General features: G+C 68.3%; 17 protein-coding genes and 1 pseudogene. 11 read left to right on the top strand and 7 right to left on the bottom strand.

Features of this window, described 5'->3' with window-relative positions; all coding sequences use genetic code 11:
- Positions 1–138 precede the first annotated feature (138 nt).
- Both GQ56_RS45500 and GQ56_RS0103920 read left to right on the top strand, forming a co-directional pair.
- Complete coding sequence (locus GQ56_RS45500) at positions 139–288, top strand: hypothetical protein (protein WP_161788542.1); 150 nt, start codon at positions 139–141, stop codon at positions 286–288.
- A 191-nt stretch (positions 289–479) separates the two neighbouring features.
- Entirely contained in the window at positions 480–1802 is a 1323-nt protein-coding gene (locus tag GQ56_RS0103920; RefSeq protein ID WP_031397405.1) for a TIGR00366 family protein, read from the top strand.
- 16 nt (positions 1803–1818) lie between these two features.
- On the opposite strand, the pseudogene GQ56_RS0103925 reads toward GQ56_RS0103920, so the two are convergent.
- The 3 genes and pseudogenes from GQ56_RS0103925 to GQ56_RS0103935 all read right to left on the bottom strand — a co-directional run.
- Positions 1819–2445 (bottom strand): annotated as a pseudogene (locus GQ56_RS0103925) (MFS transporter); the annotation flags it as partial.
- 309 nt (positions 2446–2754) lie between these two features.
- Entirely contained in the window at positions 2755–4173 is a 1419-nt protein-coding gene (locus tag GQ56_RS0103930) for a cytochrome-c peroxidase (RefSeq protein ID WP_031397407.1), read from the bottom strand.
- Positions 4174–4266: 93 nt separating this feature from the next.
- On the bottom strand, positions 4267–5946 hold the full coding sequence (locus GQ56_RS0103935) for a phospholipase C (RefSeq protein WP_031397408.1): 1680 nt from the start codon (positions 5944–5946) through the stop codon (positions 4267–4269).
- A gap of 348 nt (positions 5947–6294) precedes the next feature.
- Here GQ56_RS0103935 and GQ56_RS0103940 point away from each other — a divergent pair, with 348 nt between their 5' ends.
- Positions 6295–7206 carry an EamA family transporter gene (locus GQ56_RS0103940; protein WP_075122852.1) on the top strand — a complete coding sequence of 304 codons (912 nt, stop codon included), beginning with the start codon at positions 6295–6297 and terminating at the stop codon, positions 7204–7206.
- Positions 7207–7239: 33 nt separating this feature from the next.
- Here the strand turns inward: GQ56_RS0103940 and GQ56_RS0103945 are convergent, their stop codons facing one another.
- Positions 7240–7713 (bottom strand): Lrp/AsnC family transcriptional regulator, encoded by a 474-nt coding sequence (locus tag GQ56_RS0103945; RefSeq protein WP_031397410.1) that lies wholly within the window; start codon positions 7711–7713, stop codon positions 7240–7242.
- Between the two features lie 317 nt (positions 7714–8030).
- Between GQ56_RS0103945 and GQ56_RS0103950 the strand changes: the two genes are divergently transcribed.
- From GQ56_RS0103950 to GQ56_RS0103975, 6 genes are all read left to right on the top strand, one after another.
- A complete protein-coding gene (locus GQ56_RS0103950; protein WP_031397411.1) occupies positions 8031–9416 on the top strand; it encodes an amino acid permease in 1386 nt (461 codons plus the stop codon).
- 45 nt (positions 9417–9461) lie between these two features.
- On the top strand, positions 9462–10664 hold the full coding sequence (locus GQ56_RS0103955) for an amino acid aminotransferase (protein WP_031397412.1): 1203 nt from the start codon (positions 9462–9464) through the stop codon (positions 10662–10664).
- Positions 10665–10825: 161 nt separating this feature from the next.
- A complete protein-coding gene (locus GQ56_RS0103960) occupies positions 10826–11224 on the top strand; it encodes a DUF488 domain-containing protein (protein WP_031397413.1) in 399 nt (132 codons plus the stop codon).
- Between the two features lie 136 nt (positions 11225–11360).
- Positions 11361–11651 carry a DUF1488 family protein gene (locus tag GQ56_RS0103965; RefSeq protein ID WP_031397414.1) on the top strand — a complete coding sequence of 97 codons (291 nt, stop codon included), beginning with the start codon at positions 11361–11363 and terminating at the stop codon, positions 11649–11651.
- 16 nt (positions 11652–11667) lie between these two features.
- On the top strand, positions 11668–11907 hold the full coding sequence (locus tag GQ56_RS0103970) for a hypothetical protein (RefSeq protein ID WP_006479066.1): 240 nt from the start codon (positions 11668–11670) through the stop codon (positions 11905–11907).
- Between the two features lie 155 nt (positions 11908–12062).
- Positions 12063–12413 (top strand): hypothetical protein, encoded by a 351-nt coding sequence (locus GQ56_RS0103975; RefSeq protein WP_031397415.1) that lies wholly within the window; start codon positions 12063–12065, stop codon positions 12411–12413.
- A 41-nt stretch (positions 12414–12454) separates the two neighbouring features.
- Here GQ56_RS0103975 and GQ56_RS0103980 read toward each other — a convergent pair whose 3' ends face one another.
- The 3 genes from GQ56_RS0103980 to lhpI all read right to left on the bottom strand — a co-directional run bounded on the left by GQ56_RS0103980 (position 12455) and on the right by lhpI (position 14786).
- The gene (locus GQ56_RS0103980; RefSeq protein ID WP_031397416.1) at positions 12455–13261 is read right to left on the bottom strand and encodes a helix-turn-helix domain-containing protein; all 807 of its coding nucleotides are present in this window, start codon (positions 13259–13261) and stop codon (positions 12455–12457) included.
- A 16-nt stretch (positions 13262–13277) separates the two neighbouring features.
- The gene (locus GQ56_RS0103985) at positions 13278–13682 is read right to left on the bottom strand and encodes a response regulator transcription factor (protein ID WP_031397417.1); all 405 of its coding nucleotides are present in this window, start codon (positions 13680–13682) and stop codon (positions 13278–13280) included.
- 168 nt (positions 13683–13850) lie between these two features.
- A complete protein-coding gene (gene lhpI, locus GQ56_RS0103990; protein ID WP_031397418.1) occupies positions 13851–14786 on the bottom strand; it encodes a bifunctional Delta(1)-pyrroline-2-carboxylate/Delta(1)-piperideine-2-carboxylate reductase in 936 nt (311 codons plus the stop codon).
- Positions 14787–15049: 263 nt separating this feature from the next.
- Here lhpI and GQ56_RS0103995 point away from each other — a divergent pair, with 263 nt between their 5' ends.
- A complete protein-coding gene (locus GQ56_RS0103995) occupies positions 15050–15787 on the top strand; it encodes a FadR/GntR family transcriptional regulator (RefSeq protein ID WP_031397419.1) in 738 nt (245 codons plus the stop codon).
- 121 nt (positions 15788–15908) lie between these two features.
- Positions 15909–17030, top strand: a complete 1122-nt coding sequence (locus tag GQ56_RS0104000) for a branched-chain amino acid ABC transporter substrate-binding protein (protein WP_031397420.1) — start codon at positions 15909–15911, stop codon at positions 17028–17030.
- Positions 17031–17089: the final 59 nt, after the last annotated feature.

The raw sequence follows: 17089 nt of genomic DNA on the forward strand, positions 1-17089 counted from the left end.
GGGGAGCGGGCGGTGGCGACGCGTTGATGCGCCGCAGGCTGCCCGGAGGCAAATGACATTCGCTGTGCCGGACGCGCAATGCCCGGAGCAGGTCGGGTACGCCCGGCAACAGAGATATCGCCGATTGACTGCCCGCCGGTGAAGCTCGGCACCGGTTCGTTCCTTGCGGCGGTCGTCGGGTCGCCCTTCAGCAATACGGCGCGCGAAACGCCGGTCGCCGACGCCCGGCTTGATGCAAGCGGCGACGGAACGCGGGCGCCGGGCGGCATGACGAGCATCGTGCACTGACCGGGCGAGGCGGCGGACCGACGCAACGCGTGCCCGCGTACATCCCCGTTTCCCGATCTGCACGACCGCGCGATCGCGGCTCCACGTCGACCAAAGCGCGTTCTCCGGTTCTGTGCAAGAATCCGCGCGACCCGCGTCTCAACCAACAACGACACGCGCGGGCGTCCCTGTCAGGAAACGAGGAGCACACCTTGATTCAACGAATTTCCCGCTTTTTCACGCAGGTGGTCCACCGCGTGCTGCCCGACCCGTTGATTTTCGCAATCCTGCTGACGATCGTCACGTTTGCGCTCGCGTTCGGCCTCACGCCGAATACGCCGGTGCAACTCACGACGATGTGGGGTTCGGGCTTCTGGAACCTGCTCGCGTTCTCGATGCAGATGGTGATGATCCTCGTCACCGGCCACGCGCTCGCCAGCTCGCCGCCCGTCAAGCGCATGCTCGTCGCGCTGGCAAGCACCGCGCGCACGCCGGGCCAGGGCGTGATGCTCGTCGCGTTCGTCGGCGCGCTCGCGTGCGCGATCAACTGGGGCTTCGGCCTCGTGCTCGGTGCGATGCTCGCACGCGAGGTGGCGCGCCGCGTGGCCGGCAGCGACTACCGGCTGCTCGTCGCGTCCGCGTACATGGGCTTCCTGAGCTGGCACGGCGGGCTGTCGGGTTCGGTCCCGCTCGTCGCGGCCACGAAGGGCAACCCGATGGAGAAGACCATCGGGCTGATTCCCGTGTCGCACACGATCTTCACCGGCTACAACGCGTTCATCACGATCGGGCTGATCGTGATGCTGCCGTTTCTCGCGCGGATGATGATGCCGAAGCCCGGCGACGTCGTCAGCGTCGATCCGGCGCTGCTCGCCGAGCCGCCGAGCGTCGAGCGCACGCTCGGGCCCGACGCGACGTTCGCGGAGCGGCTCGAGGAGAGCCGCGCGCTGTCGGTCCTCGTGGCGGCGCTGTGCGCGGCGTTCCTCGTGCTGAAGTTCGTGCAGAAGGGTTTCGCGCTCGACATCGACACGGTGAACCTCGCGTTCCTCGCGGCCGGCATCCTGCTGCACCGCACGCCGATGGCGTATGCGCGCGCGGTGGCCGGCGCGGCGCGCGGCGCGTCGGGGATCATGATCCAGTTCCCGTTCTACGCGGGCATCCAGGCGCTGATGGATCACTCGGGGCTCGCGGGCGTGATCACGAAGTGGTTCGTCGATATCGCGAACGTACATACCTTCCCGCTGCTCGCGTTCCTGAGCTCGGCCGTGATCAATTTCGCGGTGCCGTCGGGCGGCGGTCACTGGGTCGTGCAGGGGCCGTTCGTGATGCCGGCCGCGCAGGCGCTCGGCGCCGATCTCGGCAAGGCCGCGATGGCGATCGCGTACGGCGAGGCGTGGACCAACATGGCGCAGCCGTTCTGGGCGCTGCCCGCGCTCGCGATCGCCGGGCTCGGCGTGCGCGACATCATGGGGTACTGCGTGACGACGCTGCTGTTCTCGGGCGTCGTGTTCGTCGCGGGGATGTATCTGTTCTGATGAAGCGGGGCGCGAATTACGCCGGTTGTGAATCGTGCGACCGCAGGCCGGCCTCCTCGTGCCCGTGACGCAATGCGAGACTCGCGAACGCCGCGATGACCAGCGCGGCCGCGAGCAGCGCCAACCCGTTCTTCGCGTTGCCGGTCGTCGGTCCGATCGCACCGACGACGGTCGGCCCGACGAAGCCGCCGAGCAACCCGCACGTATTCACGAGCCCGAGCCCGCCGGCCAGCGCGTTGCCGGCGAGCCGCGACGCGGGAAACGTGAACACGATCGATTGCACGACGAAGAACATCGACGCGGCCACGCATACACAGGCGAGGCCGGCGACCGGCGACGCATGCGCGGCGCCCGCCATCCCCGCCGCCATCACGATCAGCCCCGCGCACGGCATCCGGCGCGAATGATGCGACTCGCGCGCGAAGCGTGGCAGCGTCGCGACGCCGAGCGCGGCGGCGAGCCACGGCAGCGCGGTCAGCAAGCCGACCGCGAACGGAGACACGCGGCCCGACGCGCCGATGATGCCCGGCAGGAAGAAGATCACGGTGTAGATCGTCAGCTGGTGGCAGAAGTACACGAAGATCGCGAGCCAGATCTGCGGATCGCGCAGCGCGGCGCCGAATGCTCGGCCGCCGTGCGCGGTGACACCCTCATCCTGTTCGGCGCCGAGCAGCAGGCGCATCACGTAGAACGACGTCTCGCCGCTGACGAACGCCAGCTCGTGTCGCACCCGAACCGGACTTGTCGGAGCGAGACTTTGCGGAAGCCGCAGTAGCGATCGACCGCCGTTGCGCACGGTCTCCCGCCTCGCGAACACTACTCGAGCGTCCGGATCGGGCATGAAGGCCGTATCGGAGCGGCTCCATGCGGAGCTGCCAATGGCGCCTGCCTTCCAGTGCATCCGTGCGCGCCGCTGACCAACACGGCGCGCACCGCAACGATAGCCCGCCCCTCAGTGCGCCGGCTCGTCGTTCAGCGTGCCGAGAAACGCTTCGATATCCTTGATATCCTGCGCCGTCATCGCGGGCGTGTCGCCCTGCTTGCGATCGAACGGCGCATCGGTCACGTCGACGTTCGCGCGATACTTCGGCGGAATATCGTCGTACTCGTCAACCTTGCCGTCCGCGCCGCGCGAATAGAACTTCTGCGGCGAGATGCTGCGCTCGTTGTAGAACGCCATCACCTGGTCGAGCGTGTGGAACACGCCGTTGTGGAAGAACACGTGGCGCGTCGCCGAGTTGCGCAGCGTCGGCGTCAGGAACATCGCGCAATACTGCGTCTGGTCCTTCAGGTCGTCGCGGAACGGCCCGCACACGCCGAGATCGTAGAACGCCGGGTTGTGGTTCTGCGCCAGCGCCCGGTTGCGCGGCGCGCCGAGCGCCTCGTACTGGTAGTCGGTAAACATCGGCGGCAGCCCGTCCTTGCCGGGCTTCGACAGGTGGCAGCCCGCGCAATTCGCCTTGTCCGGATCGTTGAACAGGCGAAGCCCGCGCAGTTCGGCCCGCGACAGACGCGCACGGCCTTCGAGCCAGCGGTCGTACTTGCTGTTGTACGGGTGGAACGACGGGTCCTCGACCTGATACCGCGCGATCGCGAACATCGCCTCCGACACCGCGAGCTGCGGGCTGTCGAACACGCGCGCGCCGAACAGCTGCTCGAGCTGCGCGCGGTGCGACGACTGCGCGAGCTTGCGCGCGACGTCGTCGATGCTCGTGTTCGCCATCTCGACCGGATTCAGCAGCGGGCCGAACGCCTGCTGCTGCAGCGTGTCGGCGCGGCCGTCCCAGAACATCCCGCCCTGCGGCACGAGTTGCGGCGCGGCCGACGTGCCGGCCACCTTCTGCGCCTTGACGACGCCGGCCGCCGACGCGGCCTGCTGCGCAACGGTCGGCGCGGCATCGTTTTCCCCGGCGTCGGGGCCGATGCTGAAGTTCGGCTGGCGATACAGGTACATCAGCGACGGCGGCGGGCGATATCCCTGCTGCGTCATCGCGAGGCCGCCGGGCTGCACGTCGAGCCCGTTCGGCGGGCCGTACGCGTGATCGGGGCTGTGGCACGACGCGCACGACTGCTTGCCCGACGCGGACAGCGACGGATCGACGAACAGCGCGCGCCCGAGCTGCGCGACCGCCGACAGCGGCTGCGCGGCGGGCCGCTGCAGCACGACCGGATGCGGGTTCGCGCCCGTCCAGTCGGCGACGACGGTGCCGATCGCCGCGGGCACCTGCGCGGGGAACGCGATCGCGAACGCGCCGTAGCCGAGCACGGCGGCGCCGAGCACGCACGCCGCGCGGCGCAGCGGGCGGGAAGGGGCGCGCGGCGCGGGCGTGCCGGAGGTGTCGGGAGACGGAAACGCAGGGCGAGCTGTCATGCTGTCGGTCGGAAATCGGGGCCGCACGAAACGGCGCGTTAAACGGAAACGGCCGGCGCGTGATGCGCCGGCCATGCGGTCATGAAGTACCGGTCAGATCGACGGCGCGGCGCTCAATGCGGTGCCGAGCGTCGGGTCGAGATACAGCGGCGTCGTGTTCGGCTTCGACGTGAAGTCGAACAGCGCGCGCAGGTCGCCCGCCGTCGCATCGAACGAACCGCCGCCGATGCGCTGGCCGCCGAGCCAGTTGTCCTCGATGAAGCGCACCACGGACGACTGGTCGATCATCGTGTGGTCGACGTAGTTCTGCTTCGCATACGGCGAGATCACCATCAGCGGAATGCGCACGCCCGGGCCGCAGCGGCCGTTCACGGTCGAGCCGCTCACGCCGGTGGTGCCGCCCGTGCCGCACTTGCCGTTGCCGCTCACCTGGTCGACCGGATCGGACGAGCCGCGCGTCGGCGGCGTATACACGTGGTCGTACCAGCCGTCCGAGTCGTCATAGGTGACGATCACGGCCGTGTTCTGCCAGTCCGGCTGCTGCTGCAGGAAGTTCACGACCTTCGTCACGAACGCCTGCTCGTCGAGCGGATCCGAATAGCCCGCGTGCCCGTCCTGCGCGGCCGGGGCCTTCAGGTAGCTGACCGACGGGAAGTTGCCGGCCTTCACGGCGGCGAAGAAGTCGTCCGTGTCGTACTGGTGGTTCGCGGGCTCGGCGGTCTTGCCGTCGGTCTGCAGGCTCGAGCCGATCGCCGCGACCGAGCTCGGGCGCGTGTGCTGCGGGTTCGACGTCGACGCGTAGTACTGGAACCAGTTGTGGTGCGGGATGTAGTCGGACGTCGCCGCGTTCACGGCGGTGGCGACCGTGCTGCGGGAGCAGCCCGTCGTGCCGTTGCCGTTCGTCGTCGACAGGTTGAAGCCGCCCATGAAGCCGCCCCACGTGATCTTCGCGCCGTTCAGCAGGTCGCCGATGTTCTTGCCGGACATCATCGCCTGGTCGGTCGTGCTCGAGCACACGTCGTAGCCCGGGTCGACGTCGTTGATCATCGTGTAGCCGCTCTGGCCGTCATTGATGTAGTACGAGCTTTTCGCGAGCGTCGACGGCTGCGCGGACGTCTTGACGATCTGCATCCCGTTGGTCTGGCCCGACACGACGTTCAGCGCGCCCGGCGTCGACGGGCCGTACGACGTCGTGTACATGTTGTCGCTCATCGCGAAGCGCTGCGCGTAGTTCCACAGGGCGGTCACGGTGTTGCCGTCGAAGTAGCCCATCACCTGGCCCTTCGTGCCGAACGCGCCGGCGCCGCCGGACGAGCCCTTGCCGGTGTATTTCGGGAACAGGTCGGCGCCGCCGAGATCTTCTGCCTGCTGCTCGGCCGTGTACGCGTGGTTCTGGTCGGCGGTCGCGGCCTGCGTGCGGTCGAGGCGGAACGGGTTCGCCGCGTCGGTGCCGTTGGCCGTGTTCGTGAAGTTCGGGTTCGCGGTGAGCAGCGTGCCCGTCAGGCCGTTCGGCGTCGGCGTGCCGGCCTTCGCGGTGAAGGCCGGTTCGCCCGACGGGTTCGTCGCGTTCGGGTAGGTGCCGAAGTAGTGGTCGAACGAGATGTTTTCGCCATAGATCACGACGACGTGCTTGATCGGCGTGGTGGTCTGCAGCGCATCCTGCGACGACACGACGGGTGCCGCCGGCGTCGAGGTGGGATCGCTGCCGCCGCAGGCGAACAGTGCCAGCGCCGCGGCAGCGCAGGCGGTGACAAGCAAGGCTTGACGGAACATCGGGAAACTCCGGTTAAGGTCTTCGATGGTGGGGAGCGGCCCCGTCGCCGTGTGGGTTCGGCGCGGAGCTCGCGAGAGAGCAGGCGCATTGAAACAGTTCCATATGAAGATATGGGGACGGAGTGATTTCGCATCGATTGCGCTCCGGTATCGATTTCATTACGGGGTAATGCGGCGCGAAAGAGAACGGAAAGGGACGGACCGGATGCCCCGTCCGTGACACATTTCGCGGCCTGCCGGGGTAGCGGCGCGGATCCCGCGCGGGGCGGGCGAAGGCGCGCGGTCGCCCGGTTCGCGCGGGGTGTCGCGCGCCGCTGCTTTTTGACAATCGGATGACATATTCATACGATGAGCGCCTTCCGGCGACGAGGTCACGTTGCCGACCGTCAGGGAGCTTTCAGCGTGCCGATTCCCGTTTTGTTTGCCGTTCTGTGCGCGGCGTTCCTGCACGCGTCATGGAACGCGCTCGTACGCAGCAGCGGCGACCGGCTGCGATCGGCCACCGTGCTGCAGATCGCGATCGGCCTGTTCGCGCTGCTGTTCCTGCCGGCAGCCCCGCCGATCGCGCCCGCGAGCTGGCTCTGCGTGGTCGCGTCGGCCGTGCTCCACGTCGTCTATACGCTGCTGCTCGTGCGCGCGTACGAGCACGGCGACCTGACCGTCGCGTATCCGGTCGCGCGCGGCACCGCGCCGCTGCTCGTCACGCTCGGCGCGGCCGCGTTCGCGGGCGAGCACCTGAATACCGGCGCGCAATGCGGGCTCGTGCTGATTTGCGCGGGCATCCTGGCGATCGGCCTGGAACGCGGGCGCGGCGCGGGGCACCGGATGGCGCTGGTGCTGCCGACCGCGTTCGCGACCGGCGTGTCGATCGCGGCCTACAGCGTGGTCGACGGGATCGGCGTGCGGGAAAGCGGCAGCACGGTGGGCTATACCGCGTGGATGTTCGTGCTGACCGCCGCGATGATGGCCGCGTACTACCGGCTGCGCGCGGGGCCGCTGCGGCTGACGCGGGACGTCGGCGAAACGGCGAAGGCGGCATGTGGCGGCGTATTCGCGGCGCTCGCGTACGGCATCGTGATCTGGGCGATGGATCGCGCGCCGATGGGGCCGGTGTCGGCGCTGCGCGAGACGAGCGTGGTGTTCGCGGCGCTGATCGCGCGCGTGTATCTCGGCGAACGGCTGACGCCGCGCCGGGCGGCCGGTTGCGTGGTGATCGCCGCGGGGGCGCTGCTGATCAGCGCGTTCGAAGCGGTGCGGTGAACTTGCCTCGGGCCGGGCGGGCGGCCCGCCGCATCATCCTTCCACCGGCATCGCGCTCGTGCATTTGATTTCGTCGAGACAGACGCTCGAATGCACGCCGCTCACGCCCGGAATCCGCATCAGCGTCTCGAGCAGGAACCGCGACAACCCCTTCAGATCGTGCGCGACGACCTTCAGCACGTAGTCGATGTCGCCCGTCACCGAAAAACACTCCTGGATCTGCGCGAGATCGGACACCAGTTTCTGGAACTTCGACAGGTCGCGGATATGCCCGCGCTCCATCGTCACGTGCACGAACGCGGTGACGCCGAAGCCGAGCGTGTCGGGGCAGAGACGGGTTTCGTAGCGGCGGATCGCGCCGATTTCCTCGAGCCGCCGGTGGCGGCGCAGCGTCTGCGCGGGCGACAGGCCGACGGCCTTCGCCAGATCGAGGTTCGACGCACGGCCGTTCTCCTGCAGGATCGAAAGCAAGTGCCGGTCGATGCGGTCGAGAACCAGGTCAGGCATTTTTGTTTCCTCGTTTGTCTCCTGGATGCAATCTTATCTCATAATGTAGGGTTTGCATGAACGGGTTACGAAACCCGATTTCGCCGTCGCGACGCTAAACTGACGCCGGATTTTCGTGCGCGATCACAGCAATGCGGGCGCGGCGACGGTCGGCGGCCGGTCTGGCGGGCACGCCGACGCGAATCGGGCGCCGCCACACGAAGATTGCAGTCCCCAACCCGGCGGCTCCACGAACGGCCCCGGCACAGCAAAACAGCGCCCGGCACACCGAGGCGCGCCGCACCGCTTCAGGCGGAGGCGGACAAAGTGGAGAAGACATGGTTTCTGGAAACGAGAGCGACGGCCTGAAGCGCGGGCTGAAGAACCGGCACATCCAGCTGATTGCGCTCGGCGGCGCGCTCGGCACGGGGCTGTTCCTCGGCATCGCGCAGACGATCAAGATGGCGGGCCCGTCCGTGCTGCTCGGCTATGCGGTAGCCGGCATCGTTGCGTTCTTCATCATGCGCCAGCTCGGCGAGATGGTGGTCGACGAGCCCGTCGCGGGCTCGTTCAGCTACTTCGCCAACAAGTATTTCGGCCATTTCACGGGCTTCCTGTCCGGCTGGAACTACTGGGTGCTGTACATCCTCGTCAGCATGGCCGAGCTGTCGGCCGTCGGGATCTACGTGCAGTACTGGTGGCCGGGCGTGCCGACCTGGGTCTCGGCGCTGGTGTTCTTCGTCGTCATCAACCTGATCAACCTGACCAGCGTGAAGTCGTACGGCGAGACGGAATTCTGGTTCTCGATCATCAAGGTCGCGGCGATCGTCGGCATGATCGGCTTCGGCGGCTGGCTGCTCGCGAGCGGCCACGCGGGGCCGGAAGCCTCCGTGCGCAACCTGTGGCAGCACGGCGGGTTCTTCCCGAACGGCGTGTCGGGCCTCGTGATGTCGATGGCCGCGATCATGTTCTCGTTCGGCGGGCTCGAGCTCGTCGGCATCACGGCGGCCGAGGCGGACGATCCGAAGCGCAGCATCCCGCGCGCGACCAACCAGGTCATCTACCGCATCCTGATTTTCTACATCGGCGCGCTCGCCGTGCTGCTGTCGCTGTATCCGTGGGAAAAGGTCGTCAGCGGCGGCAGCCCGTTCGTGCTGATCTTCCATGCGCTGAGCAGCAACCTGGTCGCGAACGTGTTGAACGTGGTCGTGCTGACGGCCGCGCTGTCGGTCTACAACAGCGGCGTGTACTGCAACAGCCGGATGCTGTTCGGCCTCGCGCAGCAGGGCAACGCGCCGAAGGTGCTGTGCTCGGTGAACAAGCGCGGCATTCCGCTCGCCGCCCTCGGCGCATCGGCGCTCGCGACCGGCCTGTGCGTGCTGGTGAACTACTTCATGCCGGGCAAGGCGTTCGAGGTGCTCATGGGCCTCGTCGTGTCGGCGCTGATCATCAACTGGGCGATGATCAGCCTGATCCACCTGAAGTTCCGCGCGGCGAAGCGCGCGGCCGGGGAGGAGACTTCCTTCCGCAGTCTGGGCTATCCTTTCACGAATTACCTGTGCCTGGCATTCATGGCCGGCATTCTCGTCGTGATGTACCTGACGCCGGATCTGCGCCTGTCGGTGTACCTGATCCCGGTTTGGCTCGCGGTGCTCGCGATCGGGTATCGCTTCCGTCAGAAGAATGCAGGCTATGCGATGCACGACCGCGCGTCCGCACGCTGACCCAGGGCACGACCGATCATTCTTCCAAACGAGACCGACATAGCCATGTTCGAACACATCGACGCGTACCCGGGCGATCCGATCCTGACGCTCAACGAGAACTTCCAGAAGGATCCGCGCGACCAGAAGGTCAACCTGAGCATCGGCATCTACTTCGACGCCGAAGGCCGGATTCCGGTGATGGGCGCCGTACGCGAGGCCGAAACCGCGCTGCAGCGCGAGAGCGGCGCGAAGCCATACCTGCCGATGGTCGGCCTGGCCGCGTATCGCGACGCGGTGCAGGCGCTCGTGTTCGGCGCGGATCATCCGGCGCGCGCGGCCGGCCGCATCGCCACCCTGCAGACGCTCGGCGGCTCGGGCGCGCTGAAGGTCGGCGCCGATTTCCTGAAGCGCTACTTCCCGGACGCGCAGGTCTGGCTCAGCGATCCGAGCTGGGAAAACCACCGCTTCATCTTCGAGCGCGCCGGCTTCACGGTGAACACGTATCCGTACTACGACGCAGCGACGGGCGGCTTGAAATTCGACGCGATGCTCGCGGCGATCGACGCGCTGCCGGCGCGCAGCATCGTGCTGCTGCATGCGTGCTGCCATAACCCGACCGGCGTCGACCTCGACGAAGGCCAGTGGGAGAAGCTGATCGACGTGATCGAGGCGCGCGGGCTGCTGCCGTTCGTCGACATGGCGTACCAGGGCTTCGGCGCGGGCCTCGACGCGGACGCGTTCGCGGTGCGCGAGCTGGCCCGCCGCGGCGTGCCGGCGCTGGTCGCGAACTCGTTCTCGAAGAACTTCTCGCTGTACGGCGAGCGCGTGGGCGGCCTGAGCGTCGTCTGCGAGGATGCGGCCGCGGCCGACCGCGTGCTCGGCCAGCTGGCCGGCGCCGTGCGCTCGAACTACAGCAACCCGCAAACCTACGGCGCGAAGGTCGTGGCGGCCGTGCTCGGCACGCCCGCGCTGCGCAAGCAGTGGGAAGAGGAACTGTCGGCGATGTGCCGCCGCATTGCGCGGATGCGCCAGTCGATCCACGACGGCCTGCGCGACCACGTCAGCGGCGAAGCGCTCACGCGCTACGTGAAGCAGCGCGGGATGTTCACGTACACGGGCCTGACCGAATCCCAGGTCGACGCGCTGCGCGAAGTGCACGGGGTGTATATCCTGCGCTCGGGCCGGATGTGCGTGGCGGGCCTGAACGACTCGAACGTCGCCATCGTTGCGGACGCGATCGGCAAGGTGCTGAAGAGCGGCGTCTGAGCGTCGCACGCCCGGGCGCGCCACGTGGCGTGACGAACCGGCTGTCGCCCTTCGGGGTGGCAGCCGGTTTTTCATTGCGCGGCCGCTGTGTACGCCATCCGGCAGACACGGGGGCGGGCGCGGCGGTAGGATCACGGAATCGGACGACGGAAAGGAGCGGCATGGGTATCCGGATCATCCAGCTCGGCACGCCGCGCGCGGCCGGCGAGGGCCTGCGGATCGGGACGGTGCGGCGGCCGCCGCGCGGCGTGCCGAAGGCGGAATTCGCGTCGCGCAACTACTATGATGTATGGTTGCCGACGCTGTCTCCGAGCCCCGAGCTCGTCGCCCGGGCGCATGCCGCCGGGAGCGACGCCGAATGGCGCGCGTTCAAGCGCAGCTTCCGCGCGGAGATGGCGCACGGCGATGCGGCGAAGGTGCTGGACCTGCTGGCGGCGCTGTCGGCGACCACCGCGTTCTCGATCGGCTGCTACTGCGACGACGAGCGCCATTGCCACCGCAGCGTGCTGCGCGAGCTGCTCGCGGAGCGCGGCGCGGCGATCGAGCCCGGCGCGGACTGACGCAGGGCGACGCGCGTCGCCCGGCCGCGACGGCCCGTTGCCGCGCGGCCGTCATGCAGTGCAGCGAACCGGTTGACGTGGGTCAAGCGTGCGGGCGCGCGCGCCACTATGCTCTCGTCATGGAGGCATCACGATGATCACGGGCGGACAGATGCAGATCGCCTTCCCGCCGGATCCGGCCGAATATTGCGCACGCGATCTGGTCGTGGCGTTTTCGGCGCTGGTCGACGGGCGTTGCGTACAGTGCGCGGTCACGGCCGAGGCGCTGGAGGATCATTTCGGTGCGCGGTCGCTGCTCGAGCGCGATCTGCTGAGTGCGTTCGATGCGCACCGGCCGGCGATCGAGACGATGGCGCGCCGGATGCTCGAGGAAATCGGCGGCCGGCCGGTGCTGCTGCACAGCGGCCACTTCCGGCTCGAAGACTGATATCGCAGGAGGGGGCATGACACTGCAGGGCAACATTCACGAACGCGACTGGTCCGTCGAGGTGGAGACGCGCCCGTGCGAATCGGGCGAGTTCCGCTGCCGCGTGTCGGTCGAGCACGGCGCCGGCGCCGCGCGCTTTCATCACACGTTCGAGCACAGCCATGCGTATCCGACCGAGCGCGAAGCGATGATCGAAGGGCTGCGGGCGGGCATGACGTGGATCGAGATGAAGGCGTCGCAGACCTTCAACGTATGAACGGTTCCGCGCCTGCGAAGGCGCGGGTGAACGACCGGCCGGGCAGGGATCGAAGCATCCGCGCCGCGCCGGGGGAAACACGTGCCGCCGCATTCCGGTGCGGCGGGCGCAGGCAAGGCGGTCGACGAGCGGGCGGCCCCGTCAGGAGACACGACATGGGCGTGGGCATGCAGATCGCCTGCCTCGGATTCGCGGGTTCCGCCGCGGTCGAAGCCGAAGCCGGCGCGCAGCTGGTGCGGCTCGAACGGTTTCGCGCGCTGATCGGCGGTTGCCACCTCGCGATCGAATTGCGTGCCGCTGCCGATGGCGCACGGCTGTACGACGTGCGGCTCGACCTCGTGATGCACGATGCGGCGCTCGTGCCGCTGCCGCCGTGCGTCGGCGGCGAGGTGGATGATGCGCTGCACCGCGCGTTCGCGCAGGCCGAACGGGCGCTGATCGCGTGGCAGGCGGGCAGTGCAAGGGTGGCGTTGCGCGACGCGGCGGCCGGCGGCGCGGTGCGGTGATGCAACGCGGGCCGGGCCCCCGGGCGGTGGCGTGGCGCGCGTCAGACCCGCGCGAGTGCTTGCGAATCGATGATGCGCACGCGCTTGCCGCGCGTTTCGACCAGTGCGTCGCGATGGAACCGCGAGAACATCCGGCTGACGGTTTCGAGCTTCATCCCGAGATAGCAGCCGATCTCCTCGCGCGTCATCCGCAGGTTGAACTCCGTCGCCGAATAGCCGCGCGCCTCGAAGCGCGACGACAGGTTCAGCAGGAAATGCGCGACGCGCTGTTCGGCCGACATCGTGCCCAGCAACAGCATCTGGCTCGATTCGCGGACGATCTCGCTGCTCAGCATCTGGTAGAGGAAATGCTGCATCGGCTTGATCTCTCGGCAGGCCGCCTCGAGCGCGCCGAACGGGATGATGCACACGACGCTGTCCTCGAGCGCGATCGCATCGCAGCAGTGCTGGCCGCTGCCGATGCCGTCCATCCCGAGCGTCTCGCCGGCGATCTGGAAGCCCGTCACGTGCTCGCGTCCGTCGCGATGCATCATCACCGTCTTGAACGAACCCGCGCGCACCGCGTAGATGCTCTGGAACGGATCGTCGATGCGGAACAGCGCGTCGCCCTGGCGCACCTGCCGGGTCGAGCAGATGATCGCGTCGAGGCGGCTGTATTCGGCGGCCGTCAGGTGCGGCGGCAGGCACATCGAGCGCATTGCGCAGATCGAGCAGCGCGCGGCGGGGTGTTTGGCGGCGTCGGCGCGCGTGACCGCGCGAAGCGGAATCGTCGGCCGGGACACGGCAGGTACGGCGGGTACGGCAGGTACAGCGGGTACGGTGGCGGCGCAGGCGGTGGCTGTGGACATGAGTCACTCCGGCTCGTCAGGGTTGGTGCGCTTGAGCGTGCACCAGGGATTCGATGACATGGCATGCGGCGTCGAATTCGACGGTCTTGTCGAAGAAGTAGTCGGCTCCGGCCGTCGCGCATGCCTCCCTGAATGCCGGCGCCGAGTGGTTCGTCAGTACGATCGTGACGATGCGCGGCGCCGCCTTCGACAGCGTCCCGATCAGGTCGAGGCCGCTGCCGTCCGCGAGCCGCAGGTCGACGATCACCACGTCCGCGTGGCTGCTGCGGATATGTACCCACGCTTCCTGGCCGTCTTCCGCTTCGCCCACGACGACGACGCCGCGAATCGCGCCGACGAGCAGCGCGATCCGGCGCCGGACGGTGACGGCGTGATCGACGAGAAACACCCTGAGCGCGGCGGGTGACAGGCTGGCATTCATGGCGGCAGTATCGTGTTGCGTCGCCAAAAATGAAATCGGCCGAATTGGAACTTCGTGTAGGCCGCGGCGACGCGTTGTAGGGGAATTCCTACAACGCGTCCGGGAAACCGCCGGCGCGGCCCTGGCGGGCCGATGCCGCGTGCGTGGCCGGAGGGCGGCGGGGCCGGATCAGCCGGCCCGGCGCGCGGCCAGCGCGTCGCGCGCGGCGCGGCACGCGGCCAGATCCCATGCGGCGCAGCCGACGCTCTTGAACAGCAGCGGCCCGCCCGCGGCGAACGTGCCGTCCAGCACGTCGGCGAGCGACGCCACCTGCCGCCAGTCCACCTGCGCGACGATCAGGTCGCCGGCCTCGTGGCGCGCGCCGGCGAGATCGTCGACCACCAGCCGGCTGCCGCGCACCGTGTGCGCGTCGATTTCCGCCGCGTCCGCGGTGAACGCGCCGACGCCGACCACCAGCCGGCCCTCGCGCGCGGCTTCGCGATAGACGGGAGTGCGGCTCGTCGTCAGCGTGACGACCACGTCGATCGCGTCGGGAATCGCGTCCCCCTCGAGCGGCGCGAGCCGCGGCGCATGCGCGCGGTGCGCGGCGCAGAACGCGGCGGCGCTGTCGGCGCGGTTGCCGCGCACGTGAAGGCGTGCATCGGGAAAGATCGCGGCCAGCGCTTCCGCGTGATTGGCCGCCTGCTTGCCGGTGCCGATCAGCAGGATGTCGCGCGGCGCGGCGCCCTGCAGCGCCTGGATGCCGAGCGCGGTGACGGCCGCCGTGCGGCGGCCGGTGACGGTCGGGCCGTCGAGCGCGAAGCGCAGCTCGCCGGTGGTCGCGTCGTACGCGCTCACCTGGCCGACGATCGTCGGCAGCCCGCGCGCGCCGTTGCCCGGACACACGTTCACGAGCTTGTGGGTCGCGAGGTCGCGTGCGCTCGACGGCATCGACAGCATCACGCCGCCGCCCTGCAGCGGCACGACCAGGCGTTCGGGGCTGACGATCTCGCCGGCCGCATAGTCGGCGACGGCCTGCCTGAGCGCGGCGAGCAGCGCCGGGTAATCCAGCAGCGCGGCCGTGTCGGCCGCATCGAAAACGGGAATCGGGGAAGGAGCGGTCATCGTGTACGTCGCATGCATCGGTGAGCGTGGACGACGGGCGCATGCCGCGCCCGCCACGGGGCTGCCGGATACCGTGACACAGGGCAGTGTGGATCGAATCTATACCAGCTGCTGGTGCGCCTGCAAGCCGGAAAATAAAGCGCACCGCCGATTTTGGTTCTAATATCTGTCCAGAAGGGGCGCCGTAGCCTCGATGCCGGCCCGCTCCGGTATAGTGCGAACCCATTCCCGATTCACGCCCGCGACCGGGCAGGAGCCACACGATGATGTCCGCGCGTCCCGACTCACTCGAAGGCGGTTTCAGGCCGCTGCAGATCTACGAGCAGGTGGCCGAGAAGATCCGCGACGAGATTCGCGCCGGGCGCTACGCGGCCGAGTCGCGGCTGCCGTCCGAGCGCGAGCTCGCGGGGCTGTTCCAGGTCGGCCGGCCGGCCGTGCGCGAGGCGCTGGGCGCGTTGCAGAACGAAGGGCTCGTGTTCACGAAGCGCAATTCGGGGACTTACGTCGTGGCATCGCCGCTCGACGTGCTCGCGCAGCGCGGCGACACGCGCGCCGCGTCCGAAGCCGACTTCAGCCCGACGTCGACGCTCGACGTGCGGCTGATCCTCGAACCCGCGATCGCGCGCCTGGCGGCCGCGCATGGCCGCGCCGACCCCGGCGCCGAACGCTATCTGGCGCAGATGGAGACCATCACCGACGTCGACGATCCGCATCAGCGCGCGCTGTGGAACGAGAGCGACCGGCTGTTCCACCGGCAGCTCGCGCTGATGACCGGCGACGCGCTGATCGTGAAGATCGCGGACGAGGTCGCGAAGACGATGGACCAGCCGCTGTGGAAGCGCCTGAAGGACGACGGCATCTACGACGCGGGCCGGATCCGGCTGTACGTGTCGGAACACCGGCTGATCTACGAGGCGATCGTGTCCGGCGACGCCGATGCGGCGGCGTTCTACGTCGAGCAGCACATCCGCCGCGTGCGGCGCGACATCACGCCCCGGTGACGGCGTCGGCGTCGTTCTGGTCTGAAAAATGACCAGAACGGCAGAATTTATTTTGATATTGCTTGCGCGGTGACCACGCGTGTCCTACATTGGTTTCACACAAAACCAGTCAGGAGACATCATGCGACACCTCGTTACCGTGCTTTCGGTGGCCGTCGCCGCCGGCGCGCTGACTTCCGCGCATGCGCAGGAAGTCGTGATGATCGGTCATTCGGCGCCGCTCACCGGCCCGCAGGCCGCCAACGGCAAGGACAATGAAAACGGCGCGCGCCTCGCCGTGGACGAGCTCAACAAGGCCGGCGTGAAGGTCGCCGGCAAGACCGTCACGTTCAAACTGGTTTCCGAAGACGACCAGGCCGACCCGAAAGCCGGCGTGCAGGTCGCGCAGAACCTGGTCGACAAGGGCGTCGTCGCGGTGCTCGGGCCGTACAACTCGGGCGTCGCGATTCCCGCGTCGCGCGTGTATTCGAATGCCGGCGTGCCGATCCTGCCGGTCGCGTCGAACCCGGCGCTGACGAAACAGGGTTTCAGGAACATCTTCCGGATCGGCGCGAGCGACGAGCAGCTCGGCGGCACGATGGCCACCTTCGCCGCGAAAACGCTGAACGCGAAGACCGCCGCCGTGATCGACGATCGCACCGCATACGGGCAGGGTGTCGCCGAACAGTTCATGAACGTCGCGAAGGCGAACGGGATCAGGATCGTCGACCAGGAATACACGAATTCGTCGGCCACCGATTTCCTCGGCATTCTCACCAAGATCAAGGCCGGCAACCCCGACGTGATCTTCTTCGGCGGCTATGCGGCGCAGGGCGCGCCGATGGCCAAGCAGATGAAGCAGCGCGGGCTGCGCGCGAAGCTGCTCGGCGGCGACGGCATCTGTTCGGCCGACATGGGCAAGGTCGCGGGCGATGCGGCGTCGATCGTCTACTGCGCGCAGGGCGGCGTCGCGCTCGAAAAGACGGCGGCCGGCCGCGAATTCCTGAAGAAATACCACGACACGTATCACACCGATACGCAGGTCTACGGCGTCAACTACTACGACGGCATGAAGCTGCTCGCCGACGCGATGGTCAAGGCCGGCACGACCACCGACAAGGCGAAGCTGGCCGCCCAGCTCGCGAAGTCGGATTACGCGGGCGTCGCGGGCACCTATTCGTTCGACGCGAACGGCGACCTGAAGGGCGCACCGACGACCGTCTACGTGATCCGCAACGGCCTGCCCGAGCCGTACGCGAAGTAACGTCCCGCCGCCCGTCACCGGACGGCGGCCCGGCCGCCGTCCTTCGCTTCAACGCATCC

Source organism: Burkholderia paludis, from assembly GCF_000732615.1.
Classification (GTDB): domain Bacteria; phylum Pseudomonadota; class Gammaproteobacteria; order Burkholderiales; family Burkholderiaceae; genus Burkholderia; species Burkholderia paludis.

Coding starts and splice junctions, on each gene's coding strand:
- GQ56_RS0103930 (WP_031397407.1), bottom strand. CDS start 4,173: ATGACAGCTCGCCCTGCGTTTCCGTCTCCCGACACCTCCGGCACGCCC.
- GQ56_RS0103935 (WP_031397408.1), bottom strand. CDS start 5,946: ATGTTCCGTCAAGCCTTGCTTGTCACCGCCTGCGCTGCCGCGGCGCTG.
- GQ56_RS0103940 (WP_075122852.1), top strand. CDS start 6,295: ATGAGCGCCTTCCGGCGACGAGGTCACGTTGCCGACCGTCAGGGAGCT.
- GQ56_RS0103945 (WP_031397410.1), bottom strand. CDS start 7,713: ATGCCTGACCTGGTTCTCGACCGCATCGACCGGCACTTGCTTTCGATC.
- GQ56_RS0103950 (WP_031397411.1), top strand. CDS start 8,031: ATGGTTTCTGGAAACGAGAGCGACGGCCTGAAGCGCGGGCTGAAGAAC.
- GQ56_RS0103955 (WP_031397412.1), top strand. CDS start 9,462: ATGTTCGAACACATCGACGCGTACCCGGGCGATCCGATCCTGACGCTC.
- GQ56_RS0103960 (WP_031397413.1), top strand. CDS start 10,826: ATGGGTATCCGGATCATCCAGCTCGGCACGCCGCGCGCGGCCGGCGAG.
- GQ56_RS0103970 (WP_006479066.1), top strand. CDS start 11,668: ATGACACTGCAGGGCAACATTCACGAACGCGACTGGTCCGTCGAGGTG.
- GQ56_RS0103975 (WP_031397415.1), top strand. CDS start 12,063: ATGGGCGTGGGCATGCAGATCGCCTGCCTCGGATTCGCGGGTTCCGCC.
- GQ56_RS0103980 (WP_031397416.1), bottom strand. CDS start 13,261: ATGTCCACAGCCACCGCCTGCGCCGCCACCGTACCCGCTGTACCTGCC.
- GQ56_RS0103985 (WP_031397417.1), bottom strand. CDS start 13,682: ATGAATGCCAGCCTGTCACCCGCCGCGCTCAGGGTGTTTCTCGTCGAT.
- lhpI (WP_031397418.1), bottom strand. CDS start 14,786: ATGACCGCTCCTTCCCCGATTCCCGTTTTCGATGCGGCCGACACGGCC.
- GQ56_RS0103995 (WP_031397419.1), top strand. CDS start 15,050: ATGATGTCCGCGCGTCCCGACTCACTCGAAGGCGGTTTCAGGCCGCTG.
- GQ56_RS0104000 (WP_031397420.1), top strand. CDS start 15,909: ATGCGACACCTCGTTACCGTGCTTTCGGTGGCCGTCGCCGCCGGCGCG.